Here is a 17,326-nt window from a genome sequence, read left to right on the forward strand (position 1 = left end):
CTTACTGCTGCGTGGTGGCGGCGGCCTTGTCCAGGTCGGCCAGGCGGCGCGTCACGTCGGCCAGCTTCTTTTCCTTGTCGGCGGCGGCCAGCGTGGTGTCGGTCTCGATCTTGGCCTTTTCCTTGGCCAGCTCGATCTGGCGGATCGGCACAAGTTGCGCGTCGCTGGACGGGCGGAAGCCCTGGTACGTCAGCGTGGCCAGGATCTGCTTCTCGCGGGCGGCGTCGGCGCCCTTGCCGTAGTTGACGAAGAAGGTCTGGATCTTCTTCTTCAGCTCGGGCGACAGGTCCTTGCGGTAGACCATCGGATCGGCCGGGATCAGCGGCGACTTCCACAGCACGCGCACCTCGTCGTAGGCGTTCTTGCCCGTGTTGATGCGGTAGCGCTCGAAGTTCTCGGTGTTGTTCACGGCCACGTCCACCTGCTTGTTCAGCACCGACAGCAGGTTGGTCTCGTGGTTGCTGATGCGCACGGCCTTGAACAGCGTCTTCGGCTCGACCTTGTTGGCGGCCCACAGGTAGTAGCCCGGAACGGCCGTGCCCGACGTCGAGTTCGGGTCGCCGGCGCCGTAGGACAGGTCCTTGCCGCGCTTGATCACGTCTTCCACCGACTTCAGGTCGCTGTCCTTGCGCACGATCAGCAGCGACCAGTAGCCCGGGTTGCCGTCCTTGTCGATCACCGACGCGAACACCTCGCCGTTGGCGCGGTCCACGGCTTCCATGGCCGCCTTGTTGCCGAACCAGCCGATCTGCACCTTGTTGAAGCGCATGGCCTCGATGATGCCGGCGTAGTCGGAGGCAAAGAACGGCTTGACCGGCACGCCCAGCGCCTTGCTCAGGTCGTCGATCACGGGCTGCCAGGCGCCCTTGAGGTTCGACGACGACTCCGTCGAGATGAAGCCGATGTTCAGGGTCTTGGCGTCCTGGGCGAAGGCGGGCAGCGCCACGACACCCGACGCCACCACGGCGAGGAAGGTTCTGCGAAGCATCGAAAACTCCGGTTGGAAAGACTGAGAGGGAAGACTGATGGGAAAGGCGGTTGGGGAAGCGGGGCGGCGCCTCAGGCGGTGGCCAGGTCCATCCGGACCATGGCCGGCGCGGGCATGCCGTCGGCCGGGGCCGGGGTGTCGGGCAGGCTGTCGTGCAGCAGCTCGTCGGCCTCGGTGCCGTACAGGTCGCGCAGCATCTTCGGCGTCAGCGCGGCCGACGGGCCGTCGTAGACCACCTTGCCGTGGCGCAGCGCCACCACGCGCGGGCAGTAGCGCATCGCCACGTCCACCTGGTGCAGCGACACAACCACGGCCACCTTGCGCGTGCGGTTGATCTGCGCCAGCAGCGACATCACCCGGCGCGACGATTCCGGATCCAGCGACGCGATCGGCTCGTCGGCCAGGATCACGCGCGCGTTCTGCACCAGCGTGCGGGCGATGGCCGCGCGCTGCTGCTGGCCGCCAGACAGCGTCGAGGCCCGCTGAAACGCATAGTCGTCTATACCAACCTGGGCCAAGGCATCGAGCCCGGCCTGCACTTCATCGGCCTTGAACCAGCGGATCAGGCTGCGCCACGCGGGCACGCGGGTCAGCATGCCGACCAGCACGTTGGTGATGACCGGCAGGCGGCCGACGAGGTTGAACTGCTGGAAAACAAATCCGATTTCCGCGCGCACCTTGCGGACATCGCGCGCCAGGCGCCCGTTGCGCTGCACCGCGCGGCCGTTGACCAGGATCTCTCCCGACCCGGCGTCGCCGGCGACAAAGCCGGCCACGTGGCGCAGCAGCGTCGACTTGCCCGAACCCGAGGCGCCCAGCAGGGCAACCATCTCGCCGGGGGCGATGTGCAGCGTGACGTCGTCAAGCGCCTTGCGGTCCGCCCGGAACGATTTGCTCAGGCCGCGGACTTCGATGGCATGCGTCATGTCGACTCCCTTGCTTGAATGACTTGCGCATTCTGGCGAGGGTGGATGACAGAACGATGACTTCAGGCAGAGGTTTTCCGATGCCCGGGCCGGGAGGCCCGGGGCGTCACATCAGGATGATGTCGTACTGTTCCTGATGGAACGTCGATTCCACCTGCAGGGATATCGGCTTGCCGATGAAGTCCCCGAGCATCGCCAGGTGCTGGCTTTCTTCCTCCAGGAACAGGTCGATGACCTCCTGGGACGCCAGGATGCGGAACTCGCGCGGGTTGAACTGGCGCGACTCGCGCATGATCTCGCGCAGGATGTCGTAGCAGACCGTGCGGGCGGTCTTGACCTGGCCCTTGCCGGTGCAGACCGGGCACTGCTCGCACAGCACGTGCGCCAGCGACTCGCGCGTGCGCTTGCGCGTCATCTCCACCAGCCCGAGCTGCGAGAAGCCGTTCACCGTGATGCGCGTGCGGTCGCGGGACAGCGCGCGCTTAAGCTCGGAGAGCACCGCGTCGCGGTGCTCGGCGTTCTCCATGTCGATGAAGTCGATGATGATGATGCCGCCCAGGTTGCGCAGGCGGAGCTGCCGGGCGATGGTGTGCGCGGCTTCCAGGTTGGTCTTGAAGATCGTGTCGTCGAAGTTGCGCGCGCCCACGTAGCCGCCGGTGTTGACATCGATCGTCGTCATCGCCTCGGTCTGGTCGATCATCAGGTAGCCGCCCGACTTCAGGTCCACCCGCCGCGACAGCGCCTTCTCGATCTCGGCGTCGATGTTGAACAGGTCGAAGATGGGCCGCTCGCCGGTGTAGTGCGACAGCCGGGGCAGCACCGCCGGCGTGTATTCCTGGGCAAACTCCACGAGCTTCACGAAGTTCTCGCGCGAGTCCACCTGGATCACGCCCGTGGCGTCGTTGATGAAGTCGCGCAGCACGCGCTGGGCCAGGTTCAGGTCCTGGTAGAGCAGGTTGGGCGCCGGCAGCGTGGTGGCATGCTGGCGGATCGTCGCCCAGATCTTGCGCAGGTAGGCGATGTCGTTGCTCAGTTCCTCGTTGCTGGCTTCCTCGGCGATGGTGCGCACGATGAAGCCGCCGCGCTCGTCGGCCGGCACCAGGCCCTGCACGCGGGTGCGCAGCGCCTCGCGGTCCACCTCGCCCTCGATGCGCTGCGAGATGCCGATGTGCGGGTCCTGCGGCAGGTACACCAGCGTGCGGCCGGCAATGCTGACCTGCGTGGACAGCCGCGCGCCCTTGGTGCCGATGGGGTCCTTGATGACCTGCACCATCAGCGCCTGGCCCTCGAACAGCGTCTTTTCGATGGCGACGTGGTTGTTCTTCTCGTTGCCGTCGCGCGGGTGCCAGATGTCGGCCACGTGCAGGAAGGCGGCACGCTCCAGCCCGACGTCGATGAACGCCGACTGCATGCCCGGCAGCACGCGCACGACCTTGCCCAGATAGATGTTGCCGACCAGCCCGCGCGTGAGCGTGCGTTCGACATGGAGTTCCTGCACGGCCGCCTGCTGCACGATGGCCACGCGGGTTTCCTGCGGCGTGATATTGACGAGGATGTCTTCGGTCATAGCGGTGGATGCCGCCGGTTTGCCGGCGCTTGTCGTTGTCGCCCGGCGTGACCGGGCATCTGACCCCTGGGCCCTTCGCGTGGGACGGCGCGACAGGGCGGGTCAGAAACGCAGACCGGCCTCGCGCAGCAGTGCCGCCGTCTCGAACAAGGGCAGGCCCATGATACCCGAATAGCTCCCGTCGATACGGGCCACGAACTCGGCCGCGCGGCCCTGGATGCCGTACGCGCCGGCCTTGCCGGACGGCTCGCCGCTGGCGACGTAGCGCGCGATCTCGTCGGTCGCCATCGGGCGGAAAGTGACGTGCGAGATCGACAGCGCGTGGCGCTGGCCCAGCGCCGAGACCACGGTCACGGCGGTCAGTACCCGGTGCGTGGTGCCGGACAGCGCGGCCAGCATCCGCGCGGCGTCGTCGGCGTCGGCCGGCTTGCCGAGGATGTCGCCGCCCAGGCAGACCGTGGTGTCGGACGTCAGCACCGGCGCATCGGGCAGGCCCCGGCGCAGGCGTCGCTGCAGTGCGGCATCGGCCTTCAGCGCGCAGACCCGCTGCACGTAGGCGTCGGGCGATTCGCCCGGCAGCACGGCCTCCAGCGCCTCGGCATCCTCGCCGGCATCGGCCAGCAGCAGTTCGTACTGCACGCCAAGCTGGGTCAGCAACTCACGGCGGCGCGGGGATTGGGAGGCAAGGTAGAGATGGGAGGTCACGGGAGCAGGGGTGCGAGCACTAGGCCCGATGGTACGGATGATTCTGCGTGACCGACCACGCCCGATAAAGCTGTTCGGCCAGCAGTACGCGCACCATGCCGTGGGGCAGGGTCAGGCTGGACAGCCGGACCAGCGTCTGGGCGCGGGCCTTGAGGGCGGGGTCCAGGCCGTCGGCGCCGCCGATCAGGAAGGCGACGTCGCCGCCTTCGCGCTGCCAGCCGGTCAGTTGCTCGGACAACTGCACGGTCGTCCAGTCCTTGCCGCGTTCGTCAAGCGCGACGATCCGAAGCTGCTTCGACAGCGAGCCGAGCACCGCCTCGATGCGTGCCGCCTCTCGCTGCATGACCGTGGCGGCGTTATTGCTCGACGAGCGGGCCTCGGGCTTGACCTCGCGTAGTTCGATGCGCAGCTCGGGCGGCATGCGCTTGGCGTACTCGGCAAAGCCGGCCTCGATCCAGGCGGGCATCTTGTGGCCGACGGCCACGATCACGAGCTGCATGGCGGGGATGCCCGGCGATCAGCGGCCCGGCGATCAGGCCGAGCGCTTGCGCGGGGCGGCCTTCTTGGCAGGGGCCGACTTGGCGGCGGTCTTGGTGGCGGTCTTGGTCGCCGGCTTGGCGGCGGTCCTGGTGCCGGTCCCGGCGGCGGTACGCGCCGGGGTCTTGGCCGCGGCGGTCTTGCGGGCCGGTGCCTTGGCGGTCGTGCCAGCGGCGGTCTTGCGGGCCGGGGCCTTCGCGCCCGTGCCGGTGGCCGACTTGCGGGCCGGGGTCTTGGCGGCGGCGCCGGTGGCCGTCTTGCGGGCGGTCGTCGTCCGGGTGGTGCCGCTGCTGCTGGTCTTGCGGGCGCGCGCGCCCATGGTGGCCAGCGCGTCCGGATCGGTATCCTCGTGGCCCATCGGCGGCGACGGCTCCTTCATGCCTTCCGGCAGGCGGGCCAGCGCCGGGCGCAGGTTCGAGGCGCGGCGCGCGCGCGGTGCCGGCTCGGCGTCCTCGTCGTCGTCCAGCGGCTCGCTGGCCTTGGCCAGGCCCTTGGCGGCGGCCAGCTTCACGCGGACCGGCTTGTCGCCCCAGATTTCCTCAAGGTTGTAGTACTGGCGGAGCTGCGGCTGCAGGATGTGGACGACCGCGTCGCCGCAGTCCACCAGCACCCATTCGCCGGTCTCCAGGCCCTCGACGGCCACGATATGGCCGCCGGCGTCCTTGACCATGTCCCGTACCGACGCCGCCAGCGCCTTGGTCTGGCGGTTCGAATTGCCGCTGGCGATCACCACCCGGTCGAACAGCTCGGTCAGGTGAGTGGTGTCGAACACCTTGATGTCCTGCGCCTTCACATCCTCGAGCCCGTCGACGATCGCGCGCTGCAGTTTACGAATATCCATGGTGTCTTTCTTGTTCAGCTTCATTCGGTAGGGGGGGGGGGCGCGTCGGCTCAGGGGTGCTGATACAACCCGTGACGCGCAATGTAGTGTGCCACGCCGGCCGGCAGTCGGTCATCCGTCTGGTCCGGCAACAGGCCGTCGGCCAGGTGCTCGCGCAGGCCGGTGGACGACAGGTCGACGGCCAGCGTCTGGTCGATCCACATATGTCCGGAGGGCGTGCATTGTATCAGGTGCGTGTCCGCCAGACGCTGCTGCATCGCGGCCAGCACCGGGCCCTCCAGTTCGTCCAGGTGGAAGCCCGGGCGCGTGGCGATGCACAGGTGCACGTGCTCGAACAGCGCCTCCCAGCCGTGCCAGGTGTGCAGGCGCAGCAACTGGTCGGCACCCATCAGCCATGCCAGCGAGGCGTCGGGGCCGTATTCGGCGCGCAGCTGGCGCACCGTGTCGATCGTATAGCTGGGGCCGTCGCGGTCCACTTCCATGCGGCTCACGCGTACCTTGGCCCGTCCCGGCTCCAGCGACGCGGCGGCCAGTTCGGTCATCGCGAAGCGGTCGGCGGCCGGCGTCACGCGGTCGCCTTTCTGCCAGGAATGGCCGGTCGGGATCCAGACCAGTTCGTCGAGGTCCAGGTGGTCGATGCAGAGCTGGGCCAGCGCCGCGTGGCCACGGTGCGGGGGGTCGAAGGTGCCGCCGAGGATACCCAGGCGGTAGGGGCGCGTGCGGTCAGGGCGGGCGGGGGCGGGATTCGCGTCGGTCATCAGTCTCAGGCCCACGCGCGCGCCGGCAGGAAATCGGTGTAGAGCGCCGCTTCGGGCGTGCCGGGTGCGGGTTGCCAGTCGTAGCGCCAGCTGGCCTGCGGCGGCATCGACATCAGGATCGATTCGGCCCGGCCGCCGGTCTGCAGGCCGAACAGCGTGCCGCGGTCGAAGACCAGGTTGAACTCGACGTAGCGGCCGCGCCGGTACGCCTGGAAGTCGCGCTCGCGCTGGCCATAGGGTGTGTCCTTGCGGGCGGTCAGGATCGGCAGGTAGGCGTCCAGGAACGCGTCGCCGACCGACTGCATCATCGCAAAGCTGGCGTCGAAGCCCGGCGCCGAGAAGTCGTCGAAGAAGATGCCGCCGATGCCGCGCGCCTCGCCCCGGTGCTTGAGGAAGAAATACTCGTCGCACCATTGCTTGAAGCGCGGGTACAGGTCGTCGCCAAACGGCGCCAGCGCGGTCTGGCAGGTGCGGTGGAAGTGCGCGCAGTCGTCGGCGTGGCCGTAGTACGGCGTCAGGTCCATGCCGCCGCCGAACCACCAGACCGGCTCGGCGTCCGGCTTCACGGCGATGAAGCAGCGCACGTTCATGTGGACGGTGGGCACGTACGGGTTGCGCGGATGGAAGACCAGCGACACCCCCATGGCCTCGAAGCTGCGCCCGGCCAGCTCGGGCCGGTTGGCGCTGGCCGACGGCGGCAGCGTGTCGCCGCGCACGTGCGAGAACCCCACGCCGGCGCGCTCCATCACCGCGCCGTCCTCCAGGATCCGCGTCCGGCCGTTGCCGCGCAGGCGCTCGGTGGGCGGTTTCTCCCAGCTATCGGTCTGGAACGCCTGGCCGTCGATGGCGGCGATGGCGTCGGTGATGCGGTCTTGCAGGCCGAGCAGATAGTCGCGGACTGCCTGGGAATCGATCATGGTGGGCGGGTCAGGATGGAGCCGGTGGCAAGACGGCCGGGCGAGCCGGCCGTCATCGCGGTGTCATGATTGTAGCGGCTGGACCCGCCCCCCGGCGCGGGGAGCGGTCCGGGGCCCCTTGGCCGCCTAGCGCCGGATGGCGCGGTAGCCGATGTCGGTGCGGAACTGCATGCCGTCGAAGCGGATCTGCTCCACGGCCGCATAGGCGTTCTTCTGCGCGGCCTTGACCGTATCGGCCAGGCCCACCACGCACAGCACGCGGCCGCCGGACGTCAGCAGCGTGCCGTCCTGCAGCGTGGTGCCCGCGTGGAACGTCACGGCGTCCTCGGTCTCGGGCGGGATGCCGGTGATGACGTCGCCGCGGCGCGGGTTCTCGGGGTAGTCGTAGGCGGCCATCACCACGCCCAGCGCGGTGCGGCGGTCCCAGTCCAGCTCCACCTGGTCCAGCCGGCCGTCAACGGCGGCTTCCATCACGTCCACGAGGTCGGTCTTCAGGCGCGCCATGATCGGCTGCGTTTCCGGATCGCCCATGCGGCAGTTGAACTCCAGCGTCTTCGGGTTGCCGTCCTTGTCGATCATCAGGCCCGCGTAGAGGAAGCCCGTGAACGGGATGCCGTCCTTTTCCATGCCGCGCACGGTCGGCAGGATGATCTCGCGCAGCGCGCGGGCGTGCAGCGCCGGCGTGACCACCGGGGCCGGCGAATAGGCACCCATGCCGCCCGTGTTGGGGCCGGCGTCGCCGTCCAGCAGGCGCTTGTGGTCCTGGCTCGTGGCCAGGGCCAGCACGTTCTTGCCGTCGACCATGACGATGAAGCTGGCTTCCTCGCCTTCCAGGAATTCCTCGATCACCACGCGGGCGCCGGCATCGCCGAGCTTGTTGTCGGCCAGCATCATGTCCACGGCGGCGTGCGCTTCTTCCAGCGTCATCGCCACGACCACGCCCTTGCCCGCGGCCAGGCCGTCGGCCTTGATCACGATCGGCGCGCCCTGGGCGTCGATGTAGGCGTGGGCGCCGGCGGCGTCCGAGAACGTCTGGTAGTAGGCGGTGGGAATGCCGTGGCGGTGCATGAACGCCTTGGCGAAGTCCTTGGACGATTCCAGCTGCGCGGCAGCCCGGGTCGGGCCGAAGATGCGCAGGCCGCGCGCCCGGAACACGTCGACGATGCCGGCGGCCAGCGGGGCCTCGGGGCCGACCACGGTGAAGGCCACGCCCTCGCGCTCCACGAAGGCGGCCAGCACTTCCGGATCGGTCAGCGGCACGTTCTGCAGGCGCTTGTCGAGCGCCGTGCCACCGTTGCCCGGCGCCACGTAGACGACCTGCACCTTGGGCGACTGGGCCAACTTCCAGGCCAGTGCGTGCTCACGCCCACCGGAACCGACAACCAAAACTTTCATGATCCACTGCCAGAAAAGAAACGCATGCGAAAAGCGGCAGCCCGACGTAGGGCCTGGCTGCCGCCGTGGGGGGCGCGGCGGAGGTTAATCCTCGATCACCGCGTTGGTGAAGACTTCCTGTGCGTCGTCCAGGTTTTCCAGCGCGTCCAGCAGCTTCTGCATCTTGACCGCGTCGTCGCCGGTGAAGCTGACGTCGTTCTGCGGCTTCATCACCACGTCGGCCACCTCGGCCTTGAAGCCGGCCGCTTCCAGCGCGGCCTTGACCGCGCCAAAGTCGTTGGGCGGGCAGGTGACCTCGATCGAGCCGTCGTCGTTGGTCACCACGTCGTCGGCGCCGGCTTCCAGCGCGGCGTCCATCAGCTTGTCCTCGGGCGTTTCCGGCGCGAACAGGAACTGGCCGCAGTGCGTGAACATGAACGCCACGGAGCCTTCGGTGCCCATGTTGCCGCCATGCTTGGAGAACGCGTGGCGCACCTCGGCCACGGTGCGCGTGCGGTTGTCGGTCAGGCAGTCGACGATGATCGCCGCGCCGGCCAGGCCGTAGCCCTCGTAGCGGATTTCCTCGTAGTTCGCGGCTTCCAGGCCACCCACGCCGCGCTGGATCGCGCGCTGGATGTTGTCCTTGGGCATGTTCGCGTCCATGGCCTTTTCCATGGCCAGGCGCAGGCGCGGGTTCGAGTCGATGTCACCGCCGCCCAGCTTGGCCGCGACGGTGATTTCCTTGATCAGGCGGGTCCAGATCTTGCCGCGCTTGGCGTCCGCGGCGGCTTTCTTGTGTTTGATGTTGGCCCATTTGGAATGACCGGCCATGATTCTCTCCGAAGCGGAATACGTATCGTGCGGCGTGGCAAGCCCGGCGGCATTGCGCCGGCGGGAGCCGGAATCCTGCGGGTTCGGCGGCCACGCCATGTGATTGATGTGCCAATCTGCTGGCTATAATCAGCGCAGGATTTTATCACGCGCCCCTGTCGAACCGCAGCGCCATGCGTGCGCTGCCCGCCATGCCGGCGCCGGTGTTTCCCGATTCCGATCCTGCCCGGATCCCGCCCATCCACGCCGACCGACGAGACCGCCATGGCCGACCCCATCCTCATCGCCAAGAATGCCGACCGCGAACTGGTGCTGCTGCCCGAGATGGGCAACCGCCACGGCCTGATCACGGGCGCCACGGGCACCGGCAAGACCGTCACGCTGCAGACGCTGGCCCAGGGGTTCTCGCGGCTGGGCGTGCCGGTGTTCATGGCCGATGTCAAAGGTGATCTGACCGGCATTTCCCAGCCGGGGCAGGCATCGGAAAAGCTCAAGGCCCGCCTGGCGGAACACGGCCTGCCCGAGCCGGTGTGGGGCGCCTGCCCGACCACGCTGTGGGACGTCTTCGGCGAAAAGGGCCATCCGGTGCGCGCCACGGTGTCGCACATGGGGCCGCTGCTGCTGGCGCGCATGCTGGAGCTGAACGACACCCAGCAGGGCGTGCTGAACCTGGTGTTCCGGATTGCAGACGCCAACGGCCTGCTGCTGCTGGACGCCAAGGACCTGCGGGCGATGCTCCAGTACGTGGGCGAGAACGCCAGCCAGTTCACCACCGAGTACGGCAATATCTCGTCGGCCTCGGTCGGGGCCATTCAGCGCGGGCTGGTGGCGCTGGAATCGCAGGGCGCCGACCGGTTCTTCGGCGAGCCGATGCTGAACCTGGAGGACTTCATCCAGACCGAGAAAGGCCAGGGCGTGATCAACATCCTGGCGGCCGACAAGCTGATGAACGCGCCGCGCCTGTATGCCACGTTCCTGCTGTGGATGCTGTCCGAGCTGTTCGAAAAGCTGCCCGAGGCGGGCGACCTGGACAAGCCCAAGCTGGTGTTCTTCTTCGACGAGGCCCACCTGCTGTTCAACGACGCCCCCAAGGCGCTGCTGGACAAGATCGAGCAGGTGGTGCGGCTGGTGCGCTCGAAGGGCGTGGGCGTGTACTTTGTCACGCAGAACCCGGTCGATATCCCGGACACGGTGCTCGGCCAGCTTGGCAACCGCGTGCAGCACGCGCTGCGCGCCTTCACGCCGCGCGACCAGAAGGCGGTCAAGGTGGCGGCCACGACGATGCGGGCCAATCCCGGGCTCGATCTGGAAAAGGCCATCGGCGAACTTGGCGTGGGCGAGGCGCTGGTGTCGTGCCTCGATGCCAAGGGCACGCCCGGCGTGACCGAGCGGGCCTGGGTGCTGGCGCCGGGCAGCCGCATCGGCCCGGCCACCGACGACGAGCGCCGCGCGCTGATTGCCGGGTCCCTGGTGGCCGGCACCTACGAGAAGACGATCGACCGCGAGTCGGCCTACGAGAAGCTGCGCGCCGACGCCGGCGCGGCTGCCAAGGGCGCGCCGGTGGATGCCAAGGCGCCGAAACCGGCCGAGGCGGGCCAGGCCGACGAAGGCGGCGGCTGGGTGGGAGAAGTCTGGGGATCGCTGACGCGCGGCACCGGCAAGACCGGCCGCGGCGATTCGATCCTGGAATCGGTGGCCAAGTCGGCCGCGCGCACGGTGGGCTCGCAGGTGGGCCGGGAACTGATCCGCGGCGTGCTGGGCAGCCTGCTTGGCGGCGGCAAGCGCAAGTAGCGGCGGCTGCCGGTCATCATCCAGAAAGAAAGCGCCCGCGCAAAACCTGCGCGGGCGCTTTCTTTCTTCCGGGCCAGTGCCGGCGCTAGTCCGATCCGCGCCGGGCCGCTTCGGCGTCCTCGCGGGCCTTGCGGGCGAACAGGCAGGCAAAGAACGCGGCCATGCCGATGATGAAGGCGATGACGGCCAGGCTGGCCAGCCCGGTCGAAGTGGTCATCAGGATTTTCAGGGCTTCCATGTGGGTGACTCCTTCTCTTGAAAGGCCGCGAACGGCTGTTTCCAGTGTGAGAGAGTCGACCCGCACAGACTTTGAGGCGCATCAAGCGCCCGGGCCCGTCCGACGCCGGATCAGTTCTTCGTGCCGAACAGGCGGTCGCCCGCGTCGCCCAGGCCCGGCACGATGTAGGCGTGCTCGTCCAGATGGCTGTCCAGCGACGCCACGAACAGCTTCACGCCCGGATGCGCCTTCTGGAAGACCTCGACGCCCTCGGGCGCGGCCACCAGCGCCACGAACGTGATGGCTTCGTCGGGCACGCCGCGGCGTTTGAGCACGTCCACCGCATGGGCGGCCGAGTAGCCGGTGGCCACCATCGGGTCGCACAGGATGAACGAGCGGTCTTCCAGGTCCGGCAGGCGCACCAGGTATTCCACCGGGCGGTGCTGCTCGTCGCGGTACACGCCGATATGGCCGATGCGGGCCGACGGAATCAGCTCCACCAGGCCGTCGCTCATGCCCACGCCGGCGCGCAGCACCGGCACGATGGTCAGCTTCTTGCCGGCGATGACCGGCGCGTCCAGCGCCACCAGCGGGGTGTCGATGCGGCGCGTGGTCAGCGGCAGGTTGCGGGTGATCTCGTAGCCCATCAGCAGCGTGATCTCGCGCAGCAGCTCGCGGAACGTGCGCGTGGACGTTTCCTTGTCGCGCATATGCGAAAGCTTGTGCTGGATCAGCGGGTGATCGAGGATAAAGAGGTTGGGAAAGCGGGAATCCTGTTTCATGGCGGGCTCGGCGAATACGGTGAGGGCCCGGCCGCCAGGCGGAACGGCGGCGGACGGGCCCGATGCAGCGCGATTGTAAAGGATGCGCGCGGCCGCGCGCCCCCGCCAGCCCTGCGCGGCCCGCCCGGCCCGGGAAAGCGGGCAACGCCGCCGGGCCGGGAACGCCGGCGCCTTTTGGCATACAATCGCCGGGTTGCGCGCGCCGGCCACGCCGGCCGCCGCCCCATTCCAGCGTCCCCGTGTCCGCCTCCCAGAAGTCTCTGTCCCCGTCCGCCGAAGTGTCCGCCGCGCAGCGCGTCGGGCTGGCCACCGCCGCCATCGGCGCCGTGCTGTTTTCCGCCAAGGCCATCGTCGCCAAGCTGATGTACCGCTACAACGTGGACGCCGTGATGGTCATCACGCTGCGCATGCTGTTCGCGGTGCCGCTGTTCATGGCCATCGGCTGGTGGCAGGCCCGCAAGCTGCCGGCGCTGTCCTGGGGCGACCGCGCCCGGGTGGTGTTCCTGGGCTTCATCGGCTACTACCTGTCGAGCTTCCTCGATTTCCTGGGCCTGCAATACATCACGGCCGGGCTGGAGCGGCTGATCCTCTTCCTTACGCCGTCGTTCGTGCTGCTGTTTACCGCGCTGGGGTTCCGCCGGCAGATCCATGCCCGCCAGTGGATGTCGCTGGCGCTGGCCTATGCCGGCATCGTGCTGGTGTTCGCGCACGACCTGGACGTCAGCGGCGCCCAGGTGTGGCTGGGCGGCGCGCTGGTGCTGGGCAGCGCGTTGTCGTATGGTGTGTACCTGATTCTGAGCGGCGAGCTGGTCAAGCGCGTGGGGTCGCTGCGGCTGGTGGCGTATGCGATGTGCGTGTCGACGCTGTGCTGCGTGATCCAGTACGTCGTGCTGGGCCGGCCGCTGGCCGGGATCGTGCAGCAGCCGGCGCCGGTGCTGTGGCTGTCGGTGGTCAACGCGGTGCTGTGCACGGTGCTGCCGGTGTCGCTGACGATGGTGGCCGTGGCACGCATTGGCGCGCCGATGGCGTCGCAGGCCGGCATGATCGGCCCGGTGTCCACGCTGGCGCTGGCGTACTGGCTGCTCGGCGAACCCGTGAGCGGCGTGCAGCTGGCCGGCAGCGCACTGGTGCTGGGCGGCATGTACCTGCTGTCGGGCCGCAAGCGCTGATAACCGATTCGAACCGGATCAACCAAGGAGGGAGAGACCATGGATTTTGGACTGCGCGGCAAGCATGCGCTGGTGTGTGGCGCCAGCAAGGGTCTGGGTCTGGCGTGTGCGGACGCGCTGGCAGCCGAGGGCGTGGACGTGGTGATCGTGGCGCGGGGCGCCGAGGCGCTGGAAAAGGCCGCCGCCGACCTGCGTGCGCGCCACGGGCGCCGCGTGATCGCCGTGGCCACCGACATCACCACGCCTGAAGGCCGCAAGCTGGCGCTGGACGCCGTGGCCAAGCTGGGCGACCTGGACATCCTGGTGAACAACGCGGGCGGCCCGCCGCCGGGCAACTTCCGCGACTGGGGCCGTGACGAGTGGATCGCCGCGCTGGACGCCAACATGCTGACCCCGATCGAGCTGATCAAGTCGACCATCGACGGCATGATCGCGCGCCGCTGGGGCCGCATCGTCAACATCACCAGCGGGGCCGTGAAGGCGCCGATCGACGTGCTGGGCCTGTCCAACGGCGCCCGCTCGGGCCTGACCGGCTTCGTGGCCGGCCTGGCGCGCGAGGTGGCGCAGCATGGCGTGACCGTGAACAACCTGCTGCCGGGGCCGTTCGACACCGACCGCCTGAAGAAGACGATGGAAGGCGGCGCGCAGAAGGCCGGCATCAGCATCGAGGAAATGGCCAAGCGCCGCGCCGCCGCCAACCCGTCGCGCCGCTTCGGCGAGCCGGCCGAGTTTGGCGCCACCTGCGCGTTCCTGTGCAGCAAGCAGGCCGCATACATGACGGGCCAGAACGTGCTGCTGGACGGCGGCGCCTATCCGGGGACGTTCTGATGGCAAAGCCGGAAGCCAAGGCGGCGCGGCGGCCACGGATCGCGCTGATCGCGCATGATCACAAGAAGGACGACATCGTCGCCTTTGCCGGCCGGCACCGCGACTTCCTGGCGCGGTGCGACCTGGTCGCCACCGGCACCACGGGTGGCCGGATTGCCGCCGAGACCGGGCTCGATGTGACGCGGATGCTGTCTGGTCCGTGGGGCGGTGACCTGCAGATCGGCGCGCAACTGGCCGTGGGCGAGATCACGGCCGTCATATTCCTGCGCGACCCGATGACGCCGCAGCCGCACGAACCGGACATCAACGCGCTGGTACGTGCCTGTGACGTGCACAATGTGCCGTGCGCGACGAACCTGGCCACGGCCGAACTGCTGGTCGTGGAACTGGCGCGTCACTGCTTCGACCCGCAATAGGCGCTGGCCGTCCGCTTCGCACAAGAAAAAACCGCTGCCTGGGCAGCGGTTTTTTGTTTGGGGCGCCGTCAGCGTGGCCGCACCGTGGTGGCCGTGGCCCGGACCTGGGCCTGCCGCAGGATGTGAGGTGGCAACCGCTTCAGGATGAAGTGCACCGCGAGGGGGATGATCACCATGTCGTCGACGATGCCGAGCCCGGCCACGATGTCAGGCACGAGGTCGATCGGCGAGAGCGCGTAGAACAGCAGGCCGAACGCCGCGGGTTTGAGCCAGGGCGGCGCATCGGGGTGGCGCAGCGCGTACCAGAACAGACGGCCATCGCGCCGCACCAGCGTCCAGAGGGCAGAGAATCGCTTCCACATGATGGGCCTCCTTGGTCACACGTGCAGTGGGCATGAACAAGAAGCTTGGGCCGGTACGGGCCGATTCAAGTTCCCGGCCCGCCGGCCGGGGTTTTCCCCGCTCCCGCGCGGCGGGGTGCCGGCGGGAGGGGGCGGCGGCAGGGCGGCCTGCGCGCCACGCCGGCTTCAGCCCGGCACGTTGCCTTCCACGCCTTCGACGTAGAACTTCACGTTGTGCAGGAAGGCGTCGTCGGCCACCTGGCCCGCGGCTACCTGTTCCTTGCCGGCGTTGTCCTTGATCGGACCCTTCCAGATCGGGGCGCTGCCGTCGACGATGCCCTTCTTGCGTTCCTCGACCAGCGCCTTGACGTCGTCAGGCACGGCGGCGTTGAAGCTCTTCAGGTCGATCATGCCTTCCTTCAGGCCCCACCAGATCGTGCTGTTCTTCCACTGCTTGTTCAGCACGTCCTCCACCACCTTGTTGTAGTAGACGCCCCACGAGATCACCGACGCCGCCAGGTGGGCCTTGTCGCCGAACTTGCTCATGTCGCTGTCCCAGCCGAACGCGTAGACGCCTTTTTCCTGCGCGGTCTGCACCACGGCGGCGGAGTCGGTGTTCTGCATCAGCATGTCCACGCCCTGGCCGATCAGCGTCGTGGCGGCCTCGCGTTCCTTGCCCGGATCGAACCACTTGTTGACCCACACCACCTTGACCGTGGCCTTGGGGTTGACCGAGCGGGCGCCCAGCGTGAACGAGTCGATGTTGCGGATCACCTCGGGAATCGGCACCGATGCCACCACGCCCATCTTGCCGCTCTTGCTCATCTTGCCGGCCACCACGCCGGCCAGGTACGCGCCTTCATAGGTGCGCACGTCGTACTGGGCCAGGTTGTCGGCGGTCTTGAAGCCCGTGGCGTGCTCGAACTTCACGTCCGGGAATTCCTTGGCCACCTTCAGCATCGATTCCATGTAGCCGAACGTGGTGCCGAAAATCAGCTTGTTGCCCTGGCTGGCGAGGTCGCGGAACACGCGCTCGGCGTCGGCGGCGGACTCGGGCACGTTCTCGACGTACGTGGTCTTGACCTTGTCGCCGAACTTGGCTTCCACGGCCTTGCGGCCCGTGTCATGGGCGTAGGTCCAGCCGGCATCGCCCACCGGGCCGATGTAGACGAACGCCACCTTCAGCGGCTCGCTGGCAGCGGCGGCCGGGGCCGAGGCGGCGCCGGTCTCGGCGGGCTTGTCGGCGTCCTTCTTGCCGCAGCCGGCCAGGGCCAGCACGGCGGTGGCGGCCAGGGCCGCCAGCGTGGTCCTGCGTGTCACGATCATCGATCTCTCCTTGATAAGACGTCTTTTGTGATGTGGTTTGACTTCTGGATACTGCGTGGTAACTGGTAGGCGGCGCTCAGGCGCTGCCGGGCCGGAACGGCTTGCCCAGGCTCGCGGGCATGTTCAGCCGGATCCACGCCGGGTTGCGCGAGATCAGCGCCAGCACGACGATGGTGGCCGCGTACGGCAGCATCGACAGGAACTGCGACGGCACCGACACGCCCACGCCCTGCAGGTAGAACTGCAGGATCGTCACGCCGCCGAACAGCCACGCGCCGATCAGCACGCGGCCCGGTCGCCACGTGGCGAAGGTGGTCAGCGCCAGCGCGATCCAGCCCCTGCCGGCCACCAGGTTCTCGACCCACATCGGCGTATAGACCAGCGACAGGTAGGCCCCGGCCAGCCCGCAGCAGGCGCCGCCGAACAGCAGCGCGCCGAAGCGGATCCAGCGCACCGGGTAGCCCAGCGCGTGCGCCGACTCGGGCGATTCGCCAATGGCGCGCAGCGTCAGCCCGGCCCGCGTGCGGAACAGGAACGCCATGATCGCCAGGCACAGCAGCAGGCTGAAATAGACCATCCAGTGATGCTGGAAGAAGGCCGGCCCGACGAACGGCAGGTCGCCCAGCACCGGAATGGCGCTGGACTTGGCCGGCATCGCGTAGCCCACGAAGCGCTGGGCCATGAACGCCGACAGGCCGGTGCCGAAGATCGACAGCGCCAGCCCGGTGGCCACCTGGTTGGTAGCCAGCACCAGCGCCAGCCACGCAAACAGCGTGGCCATCAGCATGCCGGCACCGGCGCCGGCCACGAAGCCCAGCAGCGGCGATTGCGTCTGGTAGCCGACCATGAAGCCGAAGGCCGCGGCCACCAGCATCATGCCTTCGGCGCCCAGGTTCAGCACGCCGGCGCGCTCGTTGACGAGCAGGCCCAGCGCGGCCAGCAGCAGCGGGGTGCCGGCGTTGATCGCGGTGGCGATCAGGGGAGCGAGTTGTTCCATGTTCTGTTGGGCTCC

The 17,326-nt window shown here is 68.5% G+C and carries 19 protein-coding genes; 4 read left to right on the forward strand and 15 right to left on the reverse strand.

Annotated elements, in window-relative coordinates:
* Position 1 precedes the first annotated feature (1 nt).
* From phnD to EPAKOI_RS03940, 10 genes are all read right to left on the reverse strand, one after another.
* Positions 2-988, reverse strand: coding sequence for a phosphonate ABC transporter substrate-binding protein (gene phnD / locus EPAKOI_RS03895; protein WP_313835658.1), 987 nt, complete (start codon positions 986-988; stop codon positions 2-4).
* Positions 989-1,059: 71 nt separating this feature from the next.
* Complete coding sequence (gene phnC, locus EPAKOI_RS03900; protein WP_124682145.1) at positions 1,060-1,914, reverse strand: phosphonate ABC transporter ATP-binding protein; 855 nt, start codon at positions 1,912-1,914, stop codon at positions 1,060-1,062.
* A gap of 106 nt (positions 1,915-2,020) precedes the next feature.
* Entirely contained in the window at positions 2,021-3,481 is a 1,461-nt protein-coding gene (gene rng / locus EPAKOI_RS03905) for a ribonuclease G (RefSeq protein ID WP_124682144.1), read from the reverse strand.
* A 102-nt stretch (positions 3,482-3,583) separates the two neighbouring features.
* Positions 3,584-4,186, reverse strand: a complete 603-nt coding sequence (locus tag EPAKOI_RS03910) for a Maf family protein (RefSeq protein WP_313835663.1) — start codon at positions 4,184-4,186, stop codon at positions 3,584-3,586.
* Between the two features lie 19 nt (positions 4,187-4,205).
* Positions 4,206-4,685, reverse strand: a complete 480-nt coding sequence (rlmH, locus tag EPAKOI_RS03915; protein ID WP_124682142.1) for a 23S rRNA (pseudouridine(1915)-N(3))-methyltransferase RlmH — start codon at positions 4,683-4,685, stop codon at positions 4,206-4,208.
* Positions 4,686-4,718: 33 nt separating this feature from the next.
* The gene (gene rsfS, locus EPAKOI_RS03920) at positions 4,719-5,564 is read right to left on the reverse strand and encodes a ribosome silencing factor (RefSeq protein ID WP_313835665.1); all 846 of its coding nucleotides are present in this window, start codon (positions 5,562-5,564) and stop codon (positions 4,719-4,721) included.
* A gap of 50 nt (positions 5,565-5,614) precedes the next feature.
* A complete protein-coding gene (locus tag EPAKOI_RS03925) occupies positions 5,615-6,322 on the reverse strand; it encodes a nicotinate-nucleotide adenylyltransferase (RefSeq protein WP_124682140.1) in 708 nt (235 codons plus the stop codon).
* 5 nt (positions 6,323-6,327) lie between these two features.
* Positions 6,328-7,239 carry an oxygen-dependent coproporphyrinogen oxidase gene (gene hemF / locus EPAKOI_RS03930; protein ID WP_124682139.1) on the reverse strand — a complete coding sequence of 304 codons (912 nt, stop codon included), beginning with the start codon at positions 7,237-7,239 and terminating at the stop codon, positions 6,328-6,330.
* A 126-nt stretch (positions 7,240-7,365) separates the two neighbouring features.
* A complete protein-coding gene (gene purD / locus EPAKOI_RS03935) occupies positions 7,366-8,634 on the reverse strand; it encodes a phosphoribosylamine--glycine ligase (protein WP_124682138.1) in 1,269 nt (422 codons plus the stop codon).
* An 84-nt stretch (positions 8,635-8,718) separates the two neighbouring features.
* Positions 8,719-9,444: a YebC/PmpR family DNA-binding transcriptional regulator gene (locus EPAKOI_RS03940; protein WP_423193033.1), complete on the reverse strand. Its 726-nt coding sequence runs from the start codon at positions 9,442-9,444 to the stop codon at positions 8,719-8,721.
* A 264-nt stretch (positions 9,445-9,708) separates the two neighbouring features.
* Here EPAKOI_RS03940 and EPAKOI_RS03945 point away from each other — a divergent pair, with 264 nt between their 5' ends.
* Entirely contained in the window at positions 9,709-11,235 is a 1,527-nt protein-coding gene (locus tag EPAKOI_RS03945; protein WP_423193034.1) for a helicase HerA-like C-terminal domain-containing protein, read from the forward strand.
* Between the two features lie 85 nt (positions 11,236-11,320).
* Here EPAKOI_RS03945 and EPAKOI_RS03950 read toward each other — a convergent pair whose 3' ends face one another.
* Positions 11,321-11,473: a DUF3149 domain-containing protein gene (locus EPAKOI_RS03950; protein ID WP_124682135.1), complete on the reverse strand. Its 153-nt coding sequence runs from the start codon at positions 11,471-11,473 to the stop codon at positions 11,321-11,323.
* A 110-nt stretch (positions 11,474-11,583) separates the two neighbouring features.
* Complete coding sequence (upp, locus tag EPAKOI_RS03955) at positions 11,584-12,234, reverse strand: uracil phosphoribosyltransferase (RefSeq protein ID WP_124682134.1); 651 nt, start codon at positions 12,232-12,234, stop codon at positions 11,584-11,586.
* A gap of 278 nt (positions 12,235-12,512) precedes the next feature.
* Between upp and EPAKOI_RS03960 the strand changes: the two genes are divergently transcribed.
* Genes EPAKOI_RS03960 through EPAKOI_RS03970 form a run of 3 tightly spaced genes read left to right on the forward strand, consistent with a single transcriptional unit; the run spans position 12,513 to position 14,647 of the window.
* Entirely contained in the window at positions 12,513-13,403 is an 891-nt protein-coding gene (locus EPAKOI_RS03960; protein ID WP_313835875.1) for a DMT family transporter, read from the forward strand.
* 39 nt (positions 13,404-13,442) lie between these two features.
* Entirely contained in the window at positions 13,443-14,231 is a 789-nt protein-coding gene (locus tag EPAKOI_RS03965) for an SDR family oxidoreductase (protein ID WP_124682133.1), read from the forward strand.
* The gene (locus tag EPAKOI_RS03970; protein WP_124684962.1) at positions 14,231-14,647 is read left to right on the forward strand and encodes a methylglyoxal synthase; all 417 of its coding nucleotides are present in this window, start codon (positions 14,231-14,233) and stop codon (positions 14,645-14,647) included. Before EPAKOI_RS03965 ends, EPAKOI_RS03970 begins: the two co-directional genes overlap by 1 nt.
* Before the next feature lie 68 nt (positions 14,648-14,715).
* Here the strand turns inward: EPAKOI_RS03970 and EPAKOI_RS03975 are convergent, their stop codons facing one another.
* From EPAKOI_RS03975 to EPAKOI_RS03985, 3 genes are all read right to left on the reverse strand, one after another.
* Positions 14,716-15,009 (reverse strand): YkvA family protein, encoded by a 294-nt coding sequence (locus EPAKOI_RS03975; RefSeq protein ID WP_124684961.1) that lies wholly within the window; start codon positions 15,007-15,009, stop codon positions 14,716-14,718.
* A gap of 165 nt (positions 15,010-15,174) precedes the next feature.
* Positions 15,175-16,314, reverse strand: a complete 1,140-nt coding sequence (locus EPAKOI_RS03980) for a BMP family ABC transporter substrate-binding protein (RefSeq protein ID WP_124684960.1) — start codon at positions 16,312-16,314, stop codon at positions 15,175-15,177.
* A 76-nt stretch (positions 16,315-16,390) separates the two neighbouring features.
* The gene (locus EPAKOI_RS03985; RefSeq protein ID WP_124684959.1) at positions 16,391-17,311 is read right to left on the reverse strand and encodes an ABC transporter permease; all 921 of its coding nucleotides are present in this window, start codon (positions 17,309-17,311) and stop codon (positions 16,391-16,393) included.
* Between the last annotated feature and the right edge of the window lie 15 nt (positions 17,312-17,326).

Origin of the sequence: Cupriavidus sp. H18C2 (assembly GCF_049393795.1) — a bacterium.
Lineage (GTDB): Bacteria > Pseudomonadota > Gammaproteobacteria > Burkholderiales > Burkholderiaceae > Cupriavidus > Cupriavidus pauculus_C.